This is a genomic window from Laceyella sacchari (assembly GCF_024927925.1).
Classification (GTDB): domain Bacteria; phylum Bacillota; class Bacilli; order Thermoactinomycetales; family Thermoactinomycetaceae; genus Laceyella; species Laceyella sacchari.
Genome location: NZ_CP103866.1, coordinates 1,288,166 through 1,310,301, shown reverse-complemented (window position 1 = coordinate 1,310,301; position 22,136 = coordinate 1,288,166). Strand labels below are relative to the sequence as shown.

The 22,136-nt window shown below is 49.1% G+C and carries 26 protein-coding genes and 1 pseudogene; 10 read left to right on the top strand and 17 right to left on the bottom strand.

The window, feature by feature from the left end; translation table 11 throughout:
- Positions 1-267 precede the first annotated feature (267 nt).
- The 9 genes from NYR52_RS06525 to NYR52_RS06485 form a co-directional block, all read right to left on the bottom strand.
- Positions 268-828 carry a SpoIIIAH-like family protein gene (locus NYR52_RS06525; RefSeq protein ID WP_132220109.1) on the bottom strand — a complete coding sequence of 187 codons (561 nt, stop codon included), beginning with the start codon at positions 826-828 and terminating at the stop codon, positions 268-270.
- Between the two features lie 13 nt (positions 829-841).
- A complete protein-coding gene (spoIIIAG, locus tag NYR52_RS06520) occupies positions 842-1,456 on the bottom strand; it encodes a stage III sporulation protein AG (protein WP_132220108.1) in 615 nt (204 codons plus the stop codon).
- Positions 1,457-1,473: 17 nt separating this feature from the next.
- Positions 1,474-2,103, bottom strand: coding sequence for a stage III sporulation protein AF (gene spoIIIAF, locus NYR52_RS06515; protein ID WP_259436539.1), 630 nt, complete (start codon positions 2,101-2,103; stop codon positions 1,474-1,476).
- 10 nt (positions 2,104-2,113) lie between these two features.
- Positions 2,114-3,304, bottom strand: coding sequence for a stage III sporulation protein AE (spoIIIAE, locus tag NYR52_RS06510; RefSeq protein WP_132220106.1), 1,191 nt, complete (start codon positions 3,302-3,304; stop codon positions 2,114-2,116).
- A 12-nt stretch (positions 3,305-3,316) separates the two neighbouring features.
- A complete protein-coding gene (gene spoIIIAD / locus NYR52_RS06505; RefSeq protein WP_132220105.1) occupies positions 3,317-3,706 on the bottom strand; it encodes a stage III sporulation protein AD in 390 nt (129 codons plus the stop codon).
- A 15-nt stretch (positions 3,707-3,721) separates the two neighbouring features.
- On the bottom strand, positions 3,722-3,928 hold the full coding sequence (gene spoIIIAC, locus NYR52_RS06500; protein WP_022736159.1) for a stage III sporulation protein AC: 207 nt from the start codon (positions 3,926-3,928) through the stop codon (positions 3,722-3,724).
- A gap of 26 nt (positions 3,929-3,954) precedes the next feature.
- Positions 3,955-4,473 (bottom strand): stage III sporulation protein SpoIIIAB, encoded by a 519-nt coding sequence (gene spoIIIAB, locus NYR52_RS06495; protein ID WP_246026880.1) that lies wholly within the window; start codon positions 4,471-4,473, stop codon positions 3,955-3,957.
- Entirely contained in the window at positions 4,473-5,444 is a 972-nt protein-coding gene (spoIIIAA, locus tag NYR52_RS06490; RefSeq protein ID WP_259436538.1) for a stage III sporulation protein AA, read from the bottom strand. The genes spoIIIAB and spoIIIAA overlap by 1 nt, the downstream gene beginning before the upstream one ends.
- Before the next feature lie 360 nt (positions 5,445-5,804).
- Positions 5,805-6,221 (bottom strand): CD1247 N-terminal domain-containing protein, encoded by a 417-nt coding sequence (locus NYR52_RS06485; RefSeq protein WP_132220102.1) that lies wholly within the window; start codon positions 6,219-6,221, stop codon positions 5,805-5,807.
- 141 nt (positions 6,222-6,362) lie between these two features.
- Here NYR52_RS06485 and NYR52_RS06480 point away from each other — a divergent pair, with 141 nt between their 5' ends.
- The 5 genes from NYR52_RS06480 (at position 6,363) to NYR52_RS06460 (ending at position 11,278) form a co-directional block, all read left to right on the top strand.
- The gene (locus NYR52_RS06480; RefSeq protein ID WP_259436537.1) at positions 6,363-7,637 is read left to right on the top strand and encodes an MFS transporter; all 1,275 of its coding nucleotides are present in this window, start codon (positions 6,363-6,365) and stop codon (positions 7,635-7,637) included.
- Between the two features lie 73 nt (positions 7,638-7,710).
- Positions 7,711-8,508 (top strand): phosphosulfolactate synthase, encoded by a 798-nt coding sequence (gene comA, locus NYR52_RS06475; RefSeq protein WP_246026879.1) that lies wholly within the window; start codon positions 7,711-7,713, stop codon positions 8,506-8,508.
- Positions 8,509-8,627: 119 nt separating this feature from the next.
- Entirely contained in the window at positions 8,628-9,083 is a 456-nt protein-coding gene (locus NYR52_RS06470) for a DUF441 domain-containing protein (RefSeq protein ID WP_132220100.1), read from the top strand.
- A gap of 115 nt (positions 9,084-9,198) precedes the next feature.
- Positions 9,199-9,780, top strand: coding sequence for a DUF1700 domain-containing protein (locus NYR52_RS06465; RefSeq protein WP_259436536.1), 582 nt, complete (start codon positions 9,199-9,201; stop codon positions 9,778-9,780).
- A gap of 160 nt (positions 9,781-9,940) precedes the next feature.
- Complete coding sequence (locus NYR52_RS06460) at positions 9,941-11,278, top strand: S8 family serine peptidase (RefSeq protein ID WP_259436535.1); 1,338 nt, start codon at positions 9,941-9,943, stop codon at positions 11,276-11,278.
- A 75-nt stretch (positions 11,279-11,353) separates the two neighbouring features.
- Here NYR52_RS06460 and NYR52_RS06455 read toward each other — a convergent pair whose 3' ends face one another.
- The 4 genes from NYR52_RS06455 to aroQ all read right to left on the bottom strand — a co-directional run bounded on the left by NYR52_RS06455 (position 11,354) and on the right by aroQ (position 14,682).
- The gene (locus NYR52_RS06455; RefSeq protein WP_259436534.1) at positions 11,354-12,502 is read right to left on the bottom strand and encodes a conserved virulence factor C family protein; all 1,149 of its coding nucleotides are present in this window, start codon (positions 12,500-12,502) and stop codon (positions 11,354-11,356) included.
- Between the two features lie 72 nt (positions 12,503-12,574).
- Positions 12,575-13,132, bottom strand: a complete 558-nt coding sequence (efp, locus tag NYR52_RS06450; RefSeq protein ID WP_022736148.1) for an elongation factor P — start codon at positions 13,130-13,132, stop codon at positions 12,575-12,577.
- Between the two features lie 21 nt (positions 13,133-13,153).
- Complete coding sequence (locus NYR52_RS06445) at positions 13,154-14,224, bottom strand: M24 family metallopeptidase (protein WP_259436533.1); 1,071 nt, start codon at positions 14,222-14,224, stop codon at positions 13,154-13,156.
- Between the two features lie 2 nt (positions 14,225-14,226).
- A complete protein-coding gene (aroQ, locus tag NYR52_RS06440; RefSeq protein WP_132220942.1) occupies positions 14,227-14,682 on the bottom strand; it encodes a type II 3-dehydroquinate dehydratase in 456 nt (151 codons plus the stop codon).
- A 343-nt stretch (positions 14,683-15,025) separates the two neighbouring features.
- On the opposite strand from aroQ, the gene NYR52_RS06435 reads away from it, so the two are divergent.
- On the top strand, positions 15,026-15,943 hold the full coding sequence (locus tag NYR52_RS06435) for a DUF1385 domain-containing protein (RefSeq protein WP_246026878.1): 918 nt from the start codon (positions 15,026-15,028) through the stop codon (positions 15,941-15,943).
- Positions 15,944-15,967: 24 nt separating this feature from the next.
- Entirely contained in the window at positions 15,968-16,249 is a 282-nt protein-coding gene (locus NYR52_RS06430; RefSeq protein ID WP_022736144.1) for a hypothetical protein, read from the top strand.
- Between the two features lie 128 nt (positions 16,250-16,377).
- Here NYR52_RS06430 and NYR52_RS06425 read toward each other — a convergent pair whose 3' ends face one another.
- From NYR52_RS06425 to NYR52_RS06415, 3 genes are all read right to left on the bottom strand, one after another.
- Positions 16,378-17,337, bottom strand: coding sequence for a patatin-like phospholipase family protein (locus NYR52_RS06425; protein WP_132220095.1), 960 nt, complete (start codon positions 17,335-17,337; stop codon positions 16,378-16,380).
- 83 nt (positions 17,338-17,420) lie between these two features.
- A complete protein-coding gene (gene mntR / locus NYR52_RS06420) occupies positions 17,421-17,858 on the bottom strand; it encodes a transcriptional regulator MntR (protein WP_022736142.1) in 438 nt (145 codons plus the stop codon).
- Between the two features lie 79 nt (positions 17,859-17,937).
- Positions 17,938-18,504: an NADPH-dependent FMN reductase gene (locus NYR52_RS06415; protein WP_132220094.1), complete on the bottom strand. Its 567-nt coding sequence runs from the start codon at positions 18,502-18,504 to the stop codon at positions 17,938-17,940.
- 265 nt (positions 18,505-18,769) lie between these two features.
- On the opposite strand from NYR52_RS06415, the pseudogene NYR52_RS16825 reads away from it, so the two are divergent.
- Positions 18,770-18,880: pseudogene (locus NYR52_RS16825) on the top strand (DivIVA domain-containing protein); the annotation flags it as partial.
- Positions 18,881-19,299: 419 nt separating this feature from the next.
- On the opposite strand, the gene NYR52_RS06405 reads toward NYR52_RS16825, so the two are convergent.
- Positions 19,300-20,031 carry a metallophosphoesterase gene (locus NYR52_RS06405; protein WP_259436532.1) on the bottom strand — a complete coding sequence of 244 codons (732 nt, stop codon included), beginning with the start codon at positions 20,029-20,031 and terminating at the stop codon, positions 19,300-19,302.
- A gap of 185 nt (positions 20,032-20,216) precedes the next feature.
- Here NYR52_RS06405 and dat point away from each other — a divergent pair, with 185 nt between their 5' ends.
- Together dat and NYR52_RS06395 are read left to right on the top strand one after the other, a co-directional pair.
- Complete coding sequence (gene dat, locus NYR52_RS06400; RefSeq protein WP_259436531.1) at positions 20,217-21,071, top strand: D-amino-acid transaminase; 855 nt, start codon at positions 20,217-20,219, stop codon at positions 21,069-21,071.
- Between the two features lie 189 nt (positions 21,072-21,260).
- Positions 21,261-22,094: an SDR family oxidoreductase gene (locus NYR52_RS06395; protein WP_259436530.1), complete on the top strand. Its 834-nt coding sequence runs from the start codon at positions 21,261-21,263 to the stop codon at positions 22,092-22,094.
- Positions 22,095-22,136: the final 42 nt, after the last annotated feature.

Genomic DNA, 22,136 nt, shown 5'->3' with positions numbered 1-22,136 from the left:
TTGCGGGTGAGTTGACAGCTCCACACATTCATCCTACTTGTTTCTTTTCCTAATATCAACTATTAAGACCAGATACTAATCCAAAGCCCTCTCTTTCCCCATATCTCATGTTGTTAATACATTTGTAAAACATTTCACTTGCAACTATCTTCCCCTCAATTTGACCAACGAGTATAATAAAAAAGTCATCCCATTTCCCCTCCAAATGAAAATGTAGCCTTATTGCTAAGAGCCGGTTTCCGTGAAGGAAACCGGCTCTTTTCCACTTTATTTGCGATAGGCGACCGATACATTGAGCGGAGAAACGTTGAGATGTTGTTTCACCAAACTGATCAGTCCAACCACTTGCTTTCTGCTTAGATGCTCAGTCTGTACGACGACATCGACATGCGGACTGTTGCTTACCACCACGGCATCACGGTACCCCTCTTTGCGAATCAGTTCTTCCAGCACCGTTTCCGCATTGTCCACTTTCATCAGTTCTTCAATTTTCGCATTGGCTTCCCGCAGTTCTTTTTCGGAAGCATCTGGATTGGTCAGCACTTTCATGTATTCTTCTACCATCTTCTGGCGCAACGTGCTCCGTTGCAATTGGTATCCGACAAAATAATCGTCTTGGTCTTTCTTGTTCAGTTTATCCTTGGAGCTGTTTGCCGACGCTGGTTGATGGATTGGTTTAATATTGACGTCCACATCACCCGCCGGCTCCACTTGTTTGGCCGCTTGCCGAACCGGCTCCACAGGTCCCGTCACAATATAATAAGCTGACAGTACCACCATGATGGATAACATCGTCACCAACCAAACCGTTTGTTTGTTCACTGACATGCACAATTCCCCCTTATCCTTTTGGCAAAACAGAAATGCGGTGCATGGGAATGTCCAATGTGCGCTGGACAGCCTCGATCACGATGGCCTTGACTTGCAGATTTTCCACTCCGCGCGCTACAACCAGCACACCCCGGACTTTGGGTTTCAACTTCTTCACAACCACTGGCCTTTCACCGTCATCATTGCGATAATACGCAGTCTTTCTGTCCCTCGTGTTTTGGGTGATTGAACGGTTCCCTCCCGTTTTATCCCGTTCCGTCGTCACTTGCTCCGATTGCCGTTCATCGATTTGCACCACTTCCTCCTCCGTGGAATCAAGGTTGACAATCACTGAAACATCATCCACGCCGACGATTTTGCCCAGCACTTCCGACAACTGCTGTTCCACTTCCCGTTCATACTGTTGCATCGACGACATGGGATGGTTCACTTGCGGTTTCGCAGTCGCGGGCATCACCCCCTCCGGCTCCGGTTGGACGGCGCTTTCTTTGACTCCCACAAATGAGGAAACCAACATGATGGCCACGCCGGCCCCTCCCAAGATCACCATCCAGCCCAGCTTGCTTTTTTGCTTGTCGCTGCTCGCCAATTTCTGTTCCAACTGCTTCAGCCATTTGAACAACACGCTACACCTCCCCGCACCTACAATGCATCCACTGTCACCTGAACTTGTTCTTGCCGCACATGCCAAGCATCCGACAAGTAATTGGCGATGTCCTGGGCTAGCTTGTTCCCCGCTTGGTTCTCCTTGGGCGAAGCAGGCTCCCTTTCGCCGACCGAAATGTACACCGGTTGAACCGGTTTGCCTCCCATCTGATGAGGTGAAATGGCAGACGCGCTAGCCCTCACGTGGATGTGCTTGATTTCGGCCATCCCCTTCGGTCCCGTTTGTAGCGTCACATTCGATTCCATCACTTCCACTCCAAACTTTTGCTCCACCTGTTCCTTGATGCTCAGCTCCATTTGCTTTGACGATTGCTCTTGTATCAAGCGATCTTGCGTGGTTTTCAGCCTTTCTCCCTGCTCTCGAATTTGCTGCAACGATGCCAATCTTTCTCCATGCGACGCATGGGTAAACGCCAACGCGGACAAATCGTATTTTTCCGACAACAATTGGAAAATCGGCGTCAGTATCGCCATGATGATCAGCAATCCCATCACCAGCTTGACATAGCGATCCAAGGCGTTGTTGGGCAACAGCAAATCAATAAATGTTGCAATCAGCACCAAGATGATGATTTGTTTGAGCCATTCGCTTATCCATTCGATCACTTTGGGTCACCTACCTCATCATCACCGAGACGTTGCCCGAAGCGACGATTATCGTGATAGCCAAGAAAAACATCAGGCCGACGGTTGCTAAAGCGGCGAAAATGTATATGAGCGTGCGGCCAATGGTACTCAGACTCTCAATGATGGGACTGTTTCCCAAAGGTTGCATCACCGCCGCTGTGAAATTATAAATGAAAGCGAGCGACAAGATTTTCAACGCGGGAAATGCACAGATAAACAGCAAGATCAGCACGCCGGCCAGGCCAATCGTGTTTTTGACCAGCAAAGAAGCGCCCATTACCGTATCCGCCGCTTCGGATATGGTGCGACCAATCACCGGAATAAAATTCCCCGTGATATATTTAGCTGTGCGCAACGTGACCCCGTCCGCAATGGAAGCAGTGGCCCCTTGGATAGAAATCACACCAAGGAAAATAGCCAACAACCCACCCAGTACCGACACACTGATTTTCCGCAACAAACTGGCCAATTGATTCACCTTGTACTTCTCAGACAGACAACTCACTATGCTCAGAATGGCGGATAAAAAAAGCAACGGAAAAACAATGGTGTAGATGAATGTGCCAATCGTATGGATCATGAACACAATCAACGGATGGAATAAAGCAACCGAGCCGATGTTGCCCATGGACACCAAGAGGGTGAGCATCATCGGCACCAACGCTAGCATGAAATCGATCATGCGACCAATTGCCGTTTTAGCCGAATCAACCGCCACATGAAAGCTGTTGGCCGCCAAGATGATCAGCACCATGAACACGATGGCGTAAGCCACCTTGCTTACCTGGTTCTGCTCAAAAGCCGTTTGCAATGTCCTCAACAACATGCTCAATACAGTCAACACCACAATCGTGCCGAGTAGCTTTCCATTGTACAAAATTTCATGAAAGAAAAAGCGGACGAATCCCATCAGCACCTGTTCCAATGACAACTCTTTATTGGGTGACAGTAACAAATCAAACAAACTTTGTCCCTGTCCCCCTCCTAGATATTCACCGTAATCCCCTTTGAGCTGTTTCCAAAAGGTGTCCACTTGCTCCACTTGCGTTTGGTTCAATTGTTTTCGTACCAATTGATCAATAACAGAAGAGCCACTTTCTTCTTCGGCGGCAAAAACCGAAGGGCGTATCAGCAGAAGAAAAAGGCACAGAAATGAAAAGATCCAAGCGATTCGTTTCATCTATCTTCATCCTTACGCAGGCAAAATTCGGATGACCGTCTCAATAATCACCGTGATAATCGGGATTGCCATCACCATGATTAACACTTTCCCAGCCAGTTCGATTTTGGAAGCGATCGCTTCTTGCCCGGCATCCCTGGTCACTTGCGCGCCGAATTCCGCGATGTAGGCGATGCCGATAATTTTGAGAATCGTTTCCAAAAACAGGTCGTTTACTCGCGCTTGGTGAGCCAAACTTTGCAACACCCCCAGCACCTCGGCAATTTTCCCTGCAATGGAGATGAAGATGATGACACCCACAAATGCCGCTAACAGAAAAGCGAAAATCGGCTTCTGTTCTTTGATGATCAGGATGAGAAACGTGGCAATGAGACCCAGCCCCACCACCTGGATGATTTCCAAGCGGATCGCCTCCCATCATGTACGAAACAGAAACACATTCTTTATGGTTTGAAACAAATCTTGCACCAGCATAGCCACCATGAAGAGGACAACAACAAAGCCAAACAGCGTCACCCAGTGGGCAAAATCCTCTTTTCCCATCTGTTTCAGCACGGTGTGGATCATCGCGACAATAATCCCGATGCCCGCGATCTGAAACACCGAATCCAGATGATACGGCATACGCACCCTCCATTCTGAAAATTAGGTCAAATCATGAGGATTACCAACAAGACTCCCGTCAAAACCCCCATGGTTTTATACATTTTTTCATACCGGTCTTGTTCTTCACGGGCGCGGTTTTCTTCCAACTCCAATTGATTGCAGGCCATCGTCAAATGATGCGCTTGGTCTTGGCGGTCTGATGATCCCAGCACCTGACAAAGTTGTAGCAACACCGTTTGTTCCGCTTGTTGTAACGCGGTTCGCTGCCACTCTTGCTCAATGGCTCGCTTAAAACATTCATAGGTGGAAGAGCCGTCCCCCTTGAGCAGCTGATCGGCACTGGCCTGAAACAGCCGGGACACCGCCGTTTCCTCCTGAGAAGCGATGCTAGCGCAAGCTTCAGCGAGCGGCCTTGTCCCATATTCAATCTCTGTTTTCAGGATAGCTAAGTATGAACGGAGTTGTCTCAGCTGTTTGGGGCGGTCGCGTACGCGTCCGGCAAAAGTGAAGCCCAACCAGCTCGTAGCCAAAATCACCAACAATCCGCCGATCAATTTCATCATCACCCGGCAACCACCTCTCTCCGATTTGGGTGAAGAAGCCGTCCCGACGCATCTAGCACCCGCTCTACCGTCCCTGGTCCCTGAGCGCGACTAAGTATCATGATGCGCGAAAACACGCCTTCTCCCAGTAGCGGGACAAACGTGGGCCGGTGCATCAATTCCTCAATCGAGCGCCCGTGAACGGTGGCGAAGACGGAAACCCCCGCATAGACCGCTTCATGAATCGCCTCCGTGTCTTCTGCCCGCCCCAATTCATCAACGACTAAAATATCAGGAGACATGGAGCGGATCATCATCATCATCCCTTCTGCTTTGGGACACCCGTCAAGCACATCTGTCCGTAATCCGACATCATGTTGTGGTACCCCATGCAAACATCCCGCGATTTCCGACCGTTCGTCCACAATCCCCACTTTATATGCCGGATATCCTTGTCCACCTGTGCCGGCCAAACGTGCCAAATCACGCACCAACGTGGTCTTGCCGCATTGGGGTGGGGACACGATCAATAGATTTTCAATTCGCCCCTCGTGCAACACGGTAGAAATCCATCTCTCTCCAACGCCTTTCACTTGTCGGGCAATGCGGATATTAAAGCTGGTAATGTCCCGAAGATGCTTAACCCCGCCTTGTTCCACTACCACTCTTCCCGCCAACCCGATGCGATGGCCACCTTCGATCGTGACAAAGCCGCGTTTAAGCTCTTCCTCCAATGCATACAGTGAATGATTGCTTATCAGGTTAAGCAATTTGACACAATCACCGCGGGTGGGAATCCAAGCACAATCCGGACTTTTGCTCAATGCCCCTGCCTTGTCCACAAACCAAGCATGGGTCGGCGTGATCACTTCCAAGGGTCGCCCTTGACGAACGCGAATTTCTTCGATGGTGGCAGACACTCTCTGCGGCAGGGAATGAATCACCTCGCGCAGCCCTGGGGGGAGAATTTTGTAAATCGCTTGATATGGCATGGAACACCTCCTGTCCCATGGTTCCTCTTTATTCCCATTCATATGTGAGCTTGTATCTTTTATGCCAACCGTTGCCGCAAAAATGGCGCGCTGTTTTTAAGCCACAAAAAAAAGCGCCCCACCTCTTTTAGGGACACTTCGAGTGTATGTTTTAAAAAAATTGATGGATCTTCCTCATCACATATGTGCAACACCCTTTGCCGAATGGAACGACTTCTCAACGATGGATGAAAGGGAGAGCTTTTTCATGACAAACGCCACGCGCTTTCCATGCAATCTTTGCCTATGTCTTTTTTGAACTGCTACAGGCGCAGGCCATTCCGTGTCCATTGTCCGCGCCTATGGCATCCGTGACGCTTTTTAATCTTCACTGATCACGGTTTCGACATCTTCTTCGTCGATCTCCTCTAGATCCAAGACTGTGTGGCACTTGGGGCACAACAGTTCCACATTTTCATCTTCCAAATCGTCCTCGTCGATAGTGACATCTTCACCGCATTCTGGGCAAGTCACCTCAATCTCATGATCCCACTCATCATCTTCCTCATCGTCATCGTAACAAAGCAATTCCAGTTCATTGAGGTCTTCGTCGATGGTCTCCACGTATTCCTCCAGCTCCGACAACCGGCGCTCCAATTGCTCGACGGATTCAACCAGCAAGTCCACCACATCAACCAACCGTGATAACCCACGGTACTCCACATGGTGCTGATGGTTCACATCTCCTTCCAACAAGCCTTGGATGAAGGACAAATCGCGTTTAATGCTTTCGAACATCTTTCACTCACCTCTTTGCGGCTTCGATTTGCTCCTAGTGTGCCACCCGCCTGACCGATCCAATCCATTCAATAAATGGCAAATAGCATCCGGCCTTTCAGGGCAAACTGATGAAGCAGATTGAAATGAGGTGAATTTGGGATGCCACAAGAAAACAACATGCAAACCACGGCAAAGCCAAGCTGGGCTGTCCTTATCACATTAAGTTCCATCCCGTTGATCATGGTTTTGGGAAACTCCATGCTGATTCCGGTTTTGCCCACAGCAGGAAAAGTGTTGGATGTCAACGCCTTTCAAGTGAGCTTGCTCATCACGCTCTTTTCCATTCCCGCCGCTTTGGCTATTCCAATCGCCGGAGTATTGTCCGACCGAATCGGCCGAAAGAAAGTGATCATCTTCAGTTTGATCCTGTATGGAGTCGGCGGGCTGCTGGCTGGATTCTCCGCGGTTTATCGAGGGGGGTCTTACGGGTTCCTGCTCGCTTCGCGCATTGTGCAAGGCATAGGGGCGGCCGGTACCGCTCCCATCGCCATGGTGTTGGTGAGTGATTTATTCACCAAAGACAACCGAAGTAAAGCGCTGGGAATCATTGAAGCTTCCAATGCGTTCGGGAAAGTGCTAAGTCCCATCCTGGGCTCGCTCATCGCATTGATCACTTGGTACGCCATGTTTTTCGCTTTTCCACTCTTATGCATTCCAACTTCACTCGCTTTATGGAAACTAGTCAAAGAACCTACCAAAAAAGAGAAACCGCAACCACTGTCTCAATACCGTGAGCACATTAAAAAGATTTTTAAGCGGCAAGGCAATTGGATGAGTGTGGCGTTTATCGCCGGGGCTTTGACGATGTTTACCATGTTCGGAGTATTGTTTCACCTATCCGATTTCTTGGAAAAAGCGTATCGCATCGATGGCATCAAAAAGGGGGTCATTCTGGCCATCCCCCTGCTAACATTATGTGGAACGGCTTATTTTACCGGTTCGCATGTAAAGGAGAATACCCGGCAAATGAAAAGGCTGATCACCATCGGCCTGTGCCTTTCTGCGGTAGCCGTCGCCGTCATCCCTTGGGCCAAAAACGCCCCCCTGCTTATCACCGCTGCTTCATTCATCGGAATTGGAAATGGATTGGTTCTTCCTTGCTTAAACACGATGATTACTTCAGCGGTCGGTATGCAGGAGCGCGGCATCGTCACGTCGCTGTATGGAAGCGTGCGTTTTTTTGGAGTCGCCATGGGACCACCCGCATTTGGCGCTCTGGCTAACCGTCCCTTTTTGCTATTCATCGGGTTGGGCGTCGTCTTATTCTTTATCGGCTGGCTATGTAATGTAATCATCCACCCACCCAAACGGATCAAAGGGAAGGATGGTCGTTCACGCTTACTCATACGCAAAAAACCGCTCTCTCCAGCTTAAAGAAGCTCTTGCTTCTCCTGCCAATTATGAAATAGAGTGAAGATGAACACGGCGTAAGGGGGAGAAGAGCGTGATGGAAGTGAAAAGCCTATTGCAAGTTCTTGCCGATTTGAGTGGAACGCGTGCGGATAACGCCAAACCCCGGTCAACGGGTTGCACCATGGTGATAGACAAAGGGTTGGGCTTATCCGCCTATCAAGACCTCTTGCAGCTCACAGGCGAATATATCGATTTCATCAAACTCGCTTTCGGGACAGCCACCATTACCCCCCCTCAAATCCTTCAACAGAAAATCGCTTTGAGTAAACAACACGGCATTCATCTTTATTTTGGCGGAACCTTTTTTGAAATCGCATATAGCCGACGGAAAGTGTCTGAGTATTATCAAATGGTACGTGATTTGGGATTGGATTGGGTCGAAATTTCGGACGGCACGGTCACAATCCCGGCTGATACCCGTTACCGCTTGGTTCAACAAGCTTGTCAGATGGGCTTACAAGTGATCACCGAAATCGGGAAAAAAATGCACGGCTACCATCCCACCGTTGACGAATTTGCTTCTATGTTTGCGTTGGACCGCAAAGCAGGAGCTGCCTACGTAATCATGGAAAGCAGAGAGTCCGGGCAAAACATCGGTGTGTATGACCAAGCGGGAAATGCGGATTGCGTCTACCTGGAAAAGCTGGCGGAGCGAATCCCAACACAATATGTGATTTGGGAAGCGCCCCAGGTCAAACAACAGGTACAGCTCATACAATTGCTTGGTAATTCGATCAACTTGGGTAACATCCAGCCCAATGATGTGATGTCGTTGGAGTCTTTACGCCGAGGTTTGCGGGCTGATACGTTATCTCAATTCCTCTCGAGCTAAATTGTTGGAATATTTAAAATCATAATGAGCTTCCTGTTCTGTGTTGGAGAAAAAGATGACTAAAACCACCTTGTCCATCATAAAGTGTAACTAAACAACCTCGGACAGGGGCTATCCATATGAATCCCGATATTTTACTCGTCGTCCTAATCATCATTGGCATCGTGGGTCGATCTCCTCTGATCGCCACCGCCGCAAGCTTTTTACTCATATTAAAACTGATTCATCTAGATCGCTATTTCCCCGCTTTAGAGCGGCGAGGGTTAGAGTTTGGCCTGCTGTTTTTAACCCTTTCGGTGTTGATTCCCTTTGCCTCCGGACGGATCAACACCAAAGATATACTGATGGTTTTCACCTCCACGCCAGGCATTTTGGCCTTGTTGGGAGGGGCACTCGCCACTTACATGAATGGCAAAGGGTTAGACCTATTAAAAGTAGATCCACAATTGATTGTCGGATTAGTCATAGGTTCCATTTTCGGCATCTTGTTCATGCGGGGAATACCGGTGGGACCACTCATGGCAGCTGGCATCACGGCTTTCTTCCTACAAATATTAAAATTCATTTTCCGATGACCCTGCTTCTAAAAAGCAGGGTTTTTCTCATGACTGGATAAATAAAGAAGCGACACTCTCGCAGTGCATGGGCGCACGAATCAGCCCGACCTATTTTTTCGATGGAGGGATCAACATGAAGAAGAATGAAGAACTACAAGATTATATCCAGCGGCTAAAAACCCATCTGAAACCGTTACCGCCTTCTGAACAACAGGAAATTGTCCATGAAATTGAAAGTCATCTCCGCGAGGGAGTTAAACACGGCAAGCCGCTAGACACATTACTCACCTCTTTAGGCTCTCCCGCTGAGCTGGCCAAAGGATATATCGGAGAATATTATCTCAGTCAATCACCTACCCGACCTTCTGTTTGGTTAAAGAAAATGGTTTTCTTCTCGACAGCCGGAATAACCAGTCCTGTCATCACCGTCTTCTTAGGCGGAACCAGCGCCGCGTTTGCCTTGGCAGCAGCCCTTGTATTGATTGCAGGATTGTTACGCCTGTTTGGGGCTGCAGTGCCGTTTAACATCGGTACATATGAAGTTCCCCGCTTGCTCAGCCCACTGGTCGCCATTGTTTTTTCCTTCTTGCTCGGAAAAATAGCCTTTTATTTTCACGGTAAGTTGCAAGCCCATTTTCAAGCAGTGCACCGTCGCTACCGCCGCCTGTTCCCTTTCAGTTCGCAAACGGCAAATACCTCCGCACATGGAGAGTAAACTTCAGAACATTGGTCATAGGCTATTCCAATTGAACCCACTAGATAAAAACAACTTCAGAAAATAATTTAATTAAAAATCTATATAGGAATTCCTGTTTAGTTTGCAGAATATACCTATTGTTATATATATTAATGATTTTGCTGAAGGAGGCATTCAAATGAAGAAGTGGTTTACACTCGGACTTTCTCTCATTACCAGCACTGCATTTGCCATCACCGGAAACATCACTCCTGCACATGCAAACGGTCACAGCCAAACATACACCATCAACTTCAAAGGTAATAGCCTTCCTGCCAACGCCGAACAAATCATTCAAGAAGCAGGAGGTATTGTGCTTAAAAAGGATGCTGCGCTTGCCTATGTGAAAGCGTCTTCATCTCATCCCCAATTTTTGAGCAAGATTCAAGCCAACCAAGAAGTGGAGAATGCCGGAAGGCAACTGAGCATCACAATGGAAAAGGCTGTAGCAAAAGAGATCGCCGTGACGGACGGAGACCATGGTTACTATGACCAATATCAATGGGACATTAAACAAGTAACCCAAAACGGGGCAAGCTGGAATCTTCCCGGAGGAAAAGGTAAAAAAGATGTGGTCGTAGCAGTGATTGACACAGGCATTGATTTGGAACACCCTGACTTGAAAGATAACATCGTCGACGCCAAATCTTTCGTCCCCGGAGAAAGCGCGCAAGATTATGAAGGCCATGGTAGCCATGTGGCTGGTGCAATCGCGGCGAATGGAAAAGCCCTGGGTGTGGGGCCGTATCTAGGCATCGCGGCACTCAAAGTCTTCCCCCGCGATGGCAGCGCTTCGACGGCAACCATCGCTGAAGCCCTGAAATATGCGGCTGACAAAGATTATGATGTGGTTAATATGAGTTTGGGTGATTATCTCTTCTTGCAAGATCCTGCAAGCCATGCCAGCGACATCCGCGCAGAAATGAATCTGTTTAAAAAGGCGATTGCCTACGCGCATAAGAAAGGGGTCACCGTTGTCGGTTCCGCCGGTAACGCAGGAGCTGACATCACCAGTCCGGGCCGCCTGACCCGCTTTTTTGATGAAGAAAATCGTGGCGCCACCCACCGCGACCCGGCCAGCAATCTGCTCATTCGTGTATCCGCCGGTAACAAGGATAAGCAATTAACCTATTACTCCAACTATGGGGTCGGAAAAATCGATGTGATGGCACCTGGAGGAGACCGTGGTCCAAACAACAATGACCAGACTTATCTCTGCTTCAGCACCGTGCCGATTGTGGACGAAAACGACAATGTGACACACGGTTATGCTTGGTACGCGGGCACGTCCATGGCTGCGCCCAAAGTAGCGGCGGTCGCAGGCTTGGTGATCTCCAAACACGGAAAAAAACAGATTTCCCCAACCCAAGTCAAGTCGATCATCAAACAATCTGCCGAAGATATTTATAAAAAAGGTTATGATAAACAATCGGGTTTCGGTTTGATCAATGCAGTTAACGCATTGAACCACCGTTGACCGGACAAGGGCCCTTCCGTGCAGGAAGGGCCCTTGGTGCATGCCAATACCAATTGCACCGGCGTTAATAGGTTGTTACCTCTTATTTCTTTTTTCTTCTTCCATCCGTTTCATCATCTGTTGCCACACCGTGCCGCTTGCTTCTTCTCCACGTTCAATCCGCTCCAGCGCCAATCGCGCCTGCAAGCGCACCTCAAATTCGGGATCATCCACCGCATCGCGCAGAGCCGGCAACGCTGATTCATCTCCCACTTCATACAGGAAACGCGCCGCACGCCAACGCACCAATTTATTGGTGTCCTTCAGCGCAACACACATGGCAGGAATAGCCTCTGGATCGCCAATGTCTGACAAGGTGTCACCCGCTGTCCGACGTACAATTGGCGAAGCATCACGCAACGCCCGCATAACATAAGGCAACACGGCTTTGCCTCCGACAAAACCAAGGTAAACCACAGCCAAGCGGCGAATGGATGCTTTCGCATCATCGAGTGCCCGATCCAAGACATAAAGCTCATCCACATTTGGCTCATACTGCTCCAACGCCGCATACCGTTTCTCCCAATTCTCGTCATTAAACGCTCGCATCACTTCATCCGCAGTCAACGCCTGTTCTTTCCGTTCTTGTTCTGGGTTTAACACCCGTTCCACCATCTGCGACAAGCGCACTTCGTCGTAAGCGGCCGCCAACTCTTCAACGACTTGTTCTCCCACTTCACTCATTTCACCGTATCGTGGACGTTGCTCCACCCACTCCCGTTCAAATACCAAGTTGCTGGTCGCAGTCTGAGCCCGCATCACGGCGGCTTTAAACCGTTCCGGCAGCCCAAATCGCATTTCTTCCCCATTTCTCACGCATTTGACTTGCATCGGGATGCCTTTCAACTTTTGGATAAACACTTGAACCTCGCCAAATGACTCTTGATCCGTTGCTGACTCTTCCTTTTGAGGTGCCGCAGTCATTACCGCATCGCCCAACACTTCCCTCACTTGGGCCAGCACATCGGGCCAGTCCGCTTTGGGATGTCGTTCAATGGAGATAAAATCGAGCACTTGAAACACGCTTTTCACCCCGTCGATCTCCAGCAAGCGCTGTAAGTAATGGGGAGCGTCAGCCATTTGATCTTTGGTAACATTGTAACTCGTTCCGGCGGGCAGCGTTTCATCGACATTGCATTTCATCACGTTGGGGCTCGGCGTCGGTTCAATTGAGACGATTTTCATGGCATTCCCTCCTATTATGAAAGTAAAACCTCTGAGCCACTGGCTTCAGAGGTTTTAGGCAAAACATACGGCTTAAGCCCGGGAAACGTATTGTCCGCTACGCGTGTCAATAATGAGGCGGTCACCGACATTGATGAAGAGAGGCACTTGCACGGTGAAACCGGTGGACAGTTTTGCTGGTTTGCTGCCGCCTGTGGCAGTATCCCCTTTGATGCCCGGTTCTGTTTCCACCACTTCCAATTCAACCGTGTTTGGCAACTGAATCCCAATCGTTTCGTTTTTAAAGGAAACGATTTGCACATTCATGTTCTCTTGCAAGAAGTTTAATTCATATTCCAAACGCTCCCCTGGAAGGGTGATTTGGTCGTACGTTTCATTGTCCATGAATGTGTATTCGCCGCCGCTTTCGTATAAGTATTGCATTTGGCGGGTTTCCACCAATGCTTTTTGCACTTTCTCCCCGGCACGGAAGGTCCGCTCTTGAATGTTGCCGTTGCGCAGGTTGCGCAGTTTGGAACGAACAAACGCCGCCCCTTTACCCGGTTTTACGTGCTGGAATTCAATAACTTGCCAAACGTCTCCTTCCAGTTCAACGGTCAAACCCGTACGAAAATCGTTTACGCTAATCATGTTTTACTTTCCTCCATTTCCTTATTCAATGACAATCCATTCTTTACTTGATTGGTTCAGCGCTTCACAGCCGGTTTCCGTGATGACCACATCGTCTTCGATGCGGACACCGCCCACCTCTGGCAGATAAATCCCCGGCTCCACAGTGACGACCATATTCGGCTGAAGAACCATATCTCCACGGCTGGAGAGCATCGGAAGCTCATGCACTTCCATGCCGAGTCCATGACCTGTGCTATGGCCGAAAAATTCGCCGTACCCATGCGCTCTGATGTAATCACGAGCGACCGCATCCGCCTCTTTCCCAGTCATCCCCGGGCGAAGCGCCGCAATCGTGCGATTACAAGCTTCCAATACAATATCATAAATCTCTTTTTGTTTCTCGCTCGGCCGCCCCAGCATGACCGTGCGGGTAATGTCGGACGCATAGCCTTGATAAAAGGCCCCAAAATCTAGTGTCACCAGATCGCCGAGTTCTAACACTTTATCACTGGCCACTCCGTGCGGCAAGGCAGAACGTTTGCCGGATGCAACAATCATGTCAAAAGACGAAGATGTTGCCCCCAACTCTCGCATATAGAACTCCAATTTAAAGGAAATCTCGTTCTCGCGCACACCGGGCTTGATGTCGGACAAAATTTTGCTGAAGGCTTGATCCGCAATCCGGGCGGCTTCTCTCATCACTGCCAACTCATCCGCGTCTTTCACCATACGCAATTCTTTCACGATGCCGCTGGTCGGTTGCAACTTGATGTCGCCAACAGCTTCTTTCAACTGCAAAAACTCGGCAAACGTCAGATGGTCTTGCTCAAAAGACAAAGCCTTGATGCCCAACTTGCGACACTGCTCACCCACCGTGTGGTAAATGCCTTGGTGTTGCACCAAGGTCATTTGCGGCGCTTGTTCCTGCGCTTGGATCACATAGCGGAAATCGGTCAACAACAGCTGTTCAGTGGCCGTGATCAGCACCACTCCGGCCGACCCGGTAAATCCGGTCAAATACCGGCGATTCACAGGATGGCTGACCAATAGCGCTTCAATGCCGCGCTCTTGCAGTTTTTGTCTCAGTTTCGATAGGCGTTTTTCCAACATCTTCACCCCTTGTTTTCCATGTTCCGGTTCGCCAGCTCCTTGATGGCGGCCAAGGCGAGCTCATAACTCAACGCGCCGAACCCCACAATCTGCCCGCATGTGACCGGCGCCGTCACAGAAGTGTGCCGAAAGGATTCCCGGGCATGGATGTTGGTCATATGCACTTCGATCACCGGCACATCAATCGCAGCAATTGCATCACGCAAAGCATAACTGTAATGGGTATAAGCACCTGGGTTAAAAACTATGTAATCAAAATTCCCTTCCGCGAGATGGAGCTGATCGATCAATTCCCCCTCCATGTTGCTTTGGAAACAAGCAACGCGGAGGCCCCACTCCTCCCCTTTTTTAATCAACCCTGCATTAATATCTTCCAATGTGGTGCGCCCATAAACCGCCTGCTCGCGTTTGCCCAAGCGATTGAGATTCGGGCCGTGCAATACGAGGACGTTTACCATCATGCCCACCTCCCGCAACGCTTTTCGCCAATGTACACTCGGATGGTTATCCTAAATATGATTGCCCAGACAACTATCTATTTTCCCATGAACTTGCCGTTTTGTCCACGGGTCGTACGGTAATCGCTTTCCACCCTGTCAAGCAGGAATCCATCGAAGCAGTGTTCAAATAATACGATACATACGCATGATCCGCACCTCCATCACACTCCCCTCTCACACTTCCCCAACCATTGTGTTAGAATAAAATACACATTATTTGATGCCAATTACAACAAGGTGGTGCGCCTACGTGTCAGATAAACCCATTGCTTACGGCGGGCAAGCCGTCATCGAAGGCGTGATGTTTGGCGGGCAACACGCCCAAGTAACCGCCGTTCGCCGCAAAGACGGCAACATCGAATTATTCGAATGCAAAAAGAAAACCTCGCCAACACTTGACTTCCTGATGAAGATTCCCTTCTTAAGGGGCATTGTCGCGATCATCGCTGCCAGCGCCTCTGGTGCGAAACACCTGCAATTCGCGACCGAACAATACGAGCTGGATCATGCCGATCCAGATGATCCCGAACAAGCGCCCAATTCAAACCAATCCAAATGGATGATGATCTTGGGCGTCACCCTGGTAGGTATCCTGTCCTTCCTGTTTGGCAAAGTATTGTTCACCGCAGTTCCCGCCTTTTTGGCTAGTGTCTTGTTTGACCGCTTCGTGCAAAACTTGGTCATCCAAAGTTTGCTCGAAGGAGTAATCAAAACCTTATTGTTGCTCTCCTATTTGTGGTTGATCTCGCAAACCCCGATGATCAAACGGCTCTTTCAATATCACGGAGCGGAGCACAAAGTGATTACCGCCTTTGAACATGGGGAAGAATTAACAGTAACCAATGTGCAAAAATATTCTACCCTTCATTACCGCTGTGGCAGTAGCTTTATCATTCTCAGCATCATTGTCGGCGTGATTGTGTACTCTTTCTTCAGTTACGACGGAGTGTGGGATCGCATCGTGACAAGACTGTTGTTGCTTCCGGCCGTGTTGGGCATCTCCTATGAATTGTTGCGCCTGACCAATGCCGTGCGGGATGTTCCCGTACTCACCTATTTGGGATATCCCGGCTTATGGTTGCAAAAACTCACAACCAAAGAGCCCGATGACACTCAGGTGGAAGTAGCCATCCACGCGTTTGTCCGCATGCGGGAACTCGACGCCCAAGAAGCTCGACAACATGTTCAACAAGCTTCCCAATTGGTTCACTCCAGTTAGCCCATAAGAAAGAGGGTGTTATGCGTGACCAACCCCGGCTCTAAGCCATATTGGCATTATCTCGTACTGGCTTTTGTCTTGTTCGGCGCCGTGATCGAATTCATCCAACAGCCCAGTCGGTTGCTCTTGCCGGCGCTAGTCATCGGCATCGTCATCTACCTGTACAAATTCCCACCGCGCTGGCTGTTGCGCTTAGGCTCAATGCGCTCACCCCTAGCAAGCAAACAAGCCAAGACCCACCCACGCAAGCGCAAAAAATACCCATTTCGTGTGATTGAAGGCAACAACAATAAAAAATCGCTATAATGAAACAGCCCCCGCCTTCCTCTCTGGTGTAAAGCGGGGGCTGTTTCATATTCTCGGGTGCAATGACAATCGACATAAAACGGGAGAACCAAATGCATTGATATCCATGTTAAGCCAACTTTCGGACTTTATCCTCCAGCTTGGTCGGATGGGTTGATCTTGTATGTGATTTGTTTGCTTTTACCCCGTGCGCTGAGATATTGATCGAAGCTCCATTTGTTGAAGAAAAACTCAGCAGCTTTCACGCCCGACATGAACAATTCCTCTTTCTTTTCCTTGGATAAAGAAAAATCAGTCATTTTCACGCCGCTGATCGGCACTTGAATGGTGCGGATCTCTTCATGCTGTTGTACATACCGGTTGTCCCGCGCATCCAACATCGTATAGAGCAACGATCGGAACATGCTGAGCGGGCCGTCAATCTGATGGATTTGCTCCTCTCCTTCTGCGCAGAGCGAAAAGCCGAAAGTAGGCCATCGCGGATTATCCTTGTCAAATAACCAGACCGGAAAATTGCTTAACACTCCCCCATCCACCACATAAGAGGTTTTGCGGGTAGGATAATGCATCAATTTGACCGGTTCAAAGAAGAAAGGGATGCTACAGCTCATACACACCGCTTTGGCCACTGGGAACGATTCAGGATCATAACCGTACTGTTTCAAATCCTGCGGCAACACCAACAATTGGCTTCGTGAAATGTCCGATGCGATAACGTGAAGCTCCACACCCTCAGGCAAATCTTTAAACGTCTGAATCCCTTTGGCCTTGAGCAGATTGGAAACCCACTTCTCCAACTCTGTCGTCGGATACAACCCTTTTTTCAACCATAACCGCAAGGCCGGACCAACCACGGGAATATAATCATACCAAGACGGAGCCAAAAACTGCAAAAATTCCTGCTCCATCAAAATTTCATATAATTCCTTGCCTGTATAGCCAGCAGCCAGCAAGGCCGCGATGATCGACCCCGCCGATGTTCCGGCTACTTTTTTCCACTTGTATCCCTTGCTCTCAGCGACGGATAAAGCGCCCACCAAACCAATCCCTTTCACCCCACCGCCTTCAAAAACGGCGTCTGCCCACATCAGCGCCCCTCCTTTTCAAATTCTCCCTGTTAAAAAATGTATGTGATAAAGAGCAAAAAAACCCAAGGAGACGAGTCCATGGGTTATTTCATTTCATCCGTTTCTTGTTCATCTGCTTCTTTTAAGGATTGCAAGTGATCCACGATTTCTTTGTTAGCCGTTAAATACTGTACCAGGTTTTCGATGCAAGTAATCGAATCCCAACTCAAATGGTGCTCGATCCCCTCTACATCATGGTATATCTGGTCTTCGCTAACTCCGATCAAACGCAAAAACTCCTCCAGCAACTGGTGCCGATCCATCAAGCGTTTCCCTATCTTTTTCCCTTTAGAAGTTAAAACCAAACCCCGATATTTTTCGTAGACCAGATATTTGTTCTGATCCAGCTTTTGCACCATTTTTGTTACAGATGAGGGGTGCACTTCCAATGCTTCTGCGATGTCCGACACCCTGGCATAACCCTTTTGTTCAATCAATTTATAAATGTTTTCCAAATAATCCTCCATGCTCGGTGTTGGCATCGAAAGTCCCCCTATCTATGTAGCAACTGAAATTCAAAAGTAGTTTATCATATTTTTGCGGATAGAGCATGCTAATCTCCTATCCTTTTGTATTGACACGTAGCTCTGATCCGTACAGTTGGATCATCTTCACCAGACTGGTACCCAAGTCTTCCAGCCGTTGTTGCAGTTTCTCGTCTTTTAATGTGCCGTCCGAATTAAATGCCATGTAACTTTGTGGTACAGAAGGCATGGAAGGCAATGGCCACGCGTGTAGTGAGCGGCAGATCGTGTTGAGTGTATTGAGCGTATTTGTAGCGCCCATCGCACCTCCGGCCGTGCCGAGCAATGCCACCCATTTTCCTTCTAATTCACGCGCTCCGATAAAATCCAATGCATTTTTCAACACACCGGATATGCTGCCATGATATTCAGGTGACGCGAAAATGAATCCATCGGCTTCCGCCATTTTTTGTTTGAACAACCGAACGGTTTCCGGATAAGACGCTTCATCCACTCGCCCATCATAAATCGGCAACGGATCCTTCCGCAGGTCAAACACTTCTACCTCGGCACCCATCTTACGAGCCGCTTCGGCGACAATCGCTACTGCCATATGCGTCGTTGACTGTTCACTCAAACTTCCAGGGACTGCCAGGATTTTCATCCCACCTGCCACCTCTTTCTTGTTTTCGTTTCTGTCGCACGATACAGTATACCGAATATCCCCTGCCAATGCTAGCGCGCATGAAGGAAAACAAAGCACCGTTTTCCATCTTGTCTTCCCTCTGATCTTCTACAGCCGATTCTTGCGCATCCGATCCAATGTCCCAGATTCATGAAAAGATGCCTATGACATGTCTCTTAGGTATTTACCATTCTCAATTGAGTGAGTATACTGAATTTAAAGACATTGTGGAGGAGGGATAGATATGCCTGGTTTGACGGCACGTGATATTCATAACAAGGAGTTCAAACGGAAAATGCGCGGTTACGATGTGGATGAAGTGAATCATTTTCTAGATCAAATCATTAAAGATTACATAGAGTTTGAAAAGACGATTCAAACACAATCCGTGTTGAATGAGCATGAACGGTACAACCAGATCGAGCAGTTGCTCCAACAGTTGCTTTATGACGTGCAACAAATCCGCGAAGAAAACCGCCAACTTCGGGAGCAACTTCGCGAGCAACTGAAGGGAAACTCCAACGGCGCTGACCACTATTCCCAACCGTTTTACCGTTAAGCCGGATCCCATCGGCGAGGCGGACTTTCGGGCAAACTTCGGACTGATGGTTGCCGGCGGAGTTCAGTCACCGATAGTGCCGAGCATGGAAGGTCTGCGGGTCCCTCACACTTGATCGCGACCCGCCCGCCGCCTACCATTGGACAGTGAAGCGCCGATACGTCCGAACGACTCTCCTCGTACGACCATCTCTTTAGCTCACGGACCGCACCTTCTCAATCAAACAACTTGACCGGACAAAAATCAATGGCATCACAAGCGACCAAACGCAAGTCGATTCCATCCACCCGCCCTTGAATCGCTTCTTCTCGGGCCTTGCCATGCATATGCCCATAAACGCACAAAGTCACCCCAAACTCTTTCATCACTTCCATAAACCCAGACTCCTTCGCGGAAGCCGTCAACGGCGGAAAATGGAGCATAACGATCTTCTCTCGTCCAGGTTGCTCCTTCGCGGCTGCTTCCAAAGCAAGTCGTAGCCGGCCGACTTGGCGTTCATAGATCTTGCGATCTTCTTCCTCATTAAAAAAACGCTCCCCTGGCAACATCCACCCCCTGGTGGCAGCCACCACTCGCCCCTCAACCAGCGTATAGTCCGCATCTACCCACTGCATTCCTTCCGGCAACATCTCTCGTACTTTCTTTTTGCTGTGAGCGTAATAACAATGGTTGCCCGGCGACATCACTTTATAGCCCGGCAACTGATTGATCCAGTCAAAGTCGTACCGCGCCACATCCAATTTCATGGCCCAACTGATGTCCCCGGGAATCAGCACAGTGTCTTCCGGACCGACCAAGCGGAGCCACCCGTCGCGAATCCGCTCATAATGCCGCGTCCAGCCAAACACATCCATCGGCTTTTCTATATCTTGATCAGGGTTGACATCATAGAGGGTAACCCGTTTGTTAAATGATAAATGCAAGTCACTTAATGCGTATATTGCCACATTACCACATCCCTCATCGATATTGACGCTTATGTATCGGCAAACAGAAGTTACCACCATTGTTTCAGAAAAAACACCGCTTGGCAAGGTGAGCGAAGTTAGTTTTCAGTCAAGATCAAGCCTTGTACTTTTCAGAACCATCCGGCAAACTAAAAGAAAGATACATAAAGAGGGGATGAAGCAAAATGATTCTGTATGACGAACGTTTGGTTTCCCGTGAAGAAGCGAACATTGACATTGAAGACCGGGCTTACCAATTTGGTGACGGCGTGTATGAAATGATTCGGGTCTACCATGGACGCCCCTTTTATATGGATGAACATCTGGCCCGATTGGAACGTAGCGCCACGGAAATTCGGCTGTCGTTACCTTATCCTATCACGCGCCTGAAACAGCTGTTGCTTGACCTGATCCAACAAAATCACTTGGAAGAAGGCAATGTCTACATTCAAGTAAGCCGCGGCACGGCACCGCGATATCACGGTTTTCCGGAACAGGCCCGCCCGCTAGTGATCGCCTATACACAACACGCCAAACGCCCATTGGCTGAATTGAACCACGGTATTAAGGCCGTCACGACGGAAGATATCCGCTGGCTACGCTGCGACATTAAGAGCCTCAACTTGCTCGGTGCGGTGCTGGCCAAACAGACGGCAATCGACCATGGAGCCAAAGAAGCAATTCTCGTTCGCGACGGGATCGTAACCGAAGGAAGCTCCACCAATATCTTCATCATCAAAGATGGCACACTTCACACACACCCAGCCAACCACTTGATCCTGAATGGAATCACCCGCCAAGTGGTTTTCAAATTGGCTGACGAATGCGAAATACCGATCAGTGAAACCACTTTTTCCAAAGAAGCGCTGGAATCGGCGGATGAAGTCTTCCTGAGTAGCACCACCATGGAGATCTGTCCCATCGTGGAAATCGATGGCCGTCCAGTAGGCCAAGGTGTACCCGGTCCTGTGACCAAACAACTTCAAGAAGCATTTGTCAATGAAATCAAACGCACCACTCTTGCAGAATCATCCTCTTGATGCCTTTGAACCGAATCCATACAAAGCGTGCCTCCACCATCAAAAAATCAACCTATCTGTCATCTTACAGGCTACCGTGAATCGGTAGCTTTTTTTGTATGGATAGCGTTTAAAAAAGATCGCACGATATAAGACAAAGGGTGTCATATATCCATTTTATACTGAACATGTTAAGGGAAGGAGTTGAATATGTTGGCACCATTAACAGAAAAAGTGGCACTTGTCACAGGTGGCAGTCGTGGGGCGGGCCGCGGCATCGCAGTAGAACTGGCGAAAGCGGGGGCGACCGTGTACGTCACGGGCCGTAACCTCGATCAAAACGACCCCGATCAGCCCGGAACCCTCAATGAAACGATATCTCTCATGACAGCCGCGGGCGGAAAGGGCATTCCTGTCCAATGTGATCATACGCGCGATGCTGACACAGAAGCGGTGATTAAGCGAATTCGCCGGGAACAAGGACGTCTGGATATCCTCGTCAACAATGTGTGGGGTGGAAATCAACTCCCCATCACCTCTGAACCCTTTTGGGAACAATCCCTTCAACATTGGGACCATATGTTTACCGCAGGCGTGCGAGCGCAACTGGCTACCAACCATTTTGCAATTCCCTTATTGCGCGAAGGCATGGGAGGAATCATCATCCACACCACCTTTTGGGATCAAGACAAATACATCGGCCATTTATATTATGACTTGGCCAAAAACGCGTTGATTCGCATGGCATATGGGCTGTCCATCGAATTAAAGGCGGACGGCATCGCTGTGTTGGCCGTATCACCCGGATGGATGAGAACCGAACTTGTGCTAAAAGCATTCCAAACGGACGAAGAACATTGGCAAGAAGTCGACGCACTGAAAAACACAGAATCGCCCTATTATATCGGCCGGGCAGTCGCGGCGCTATGTGCCGATTCAGTCGTCATTGAGAGAAGCGGCCAAGTGCTGAGGGTTGGCGATCTAGCCAAAGAATACGGGTTCACCGACATTGACGGTCGCTCGATTCCTCCGTTTACGATGTGACTTCCACCGCAAACGTGACGCAATAGAAAAAGACCGTGCACT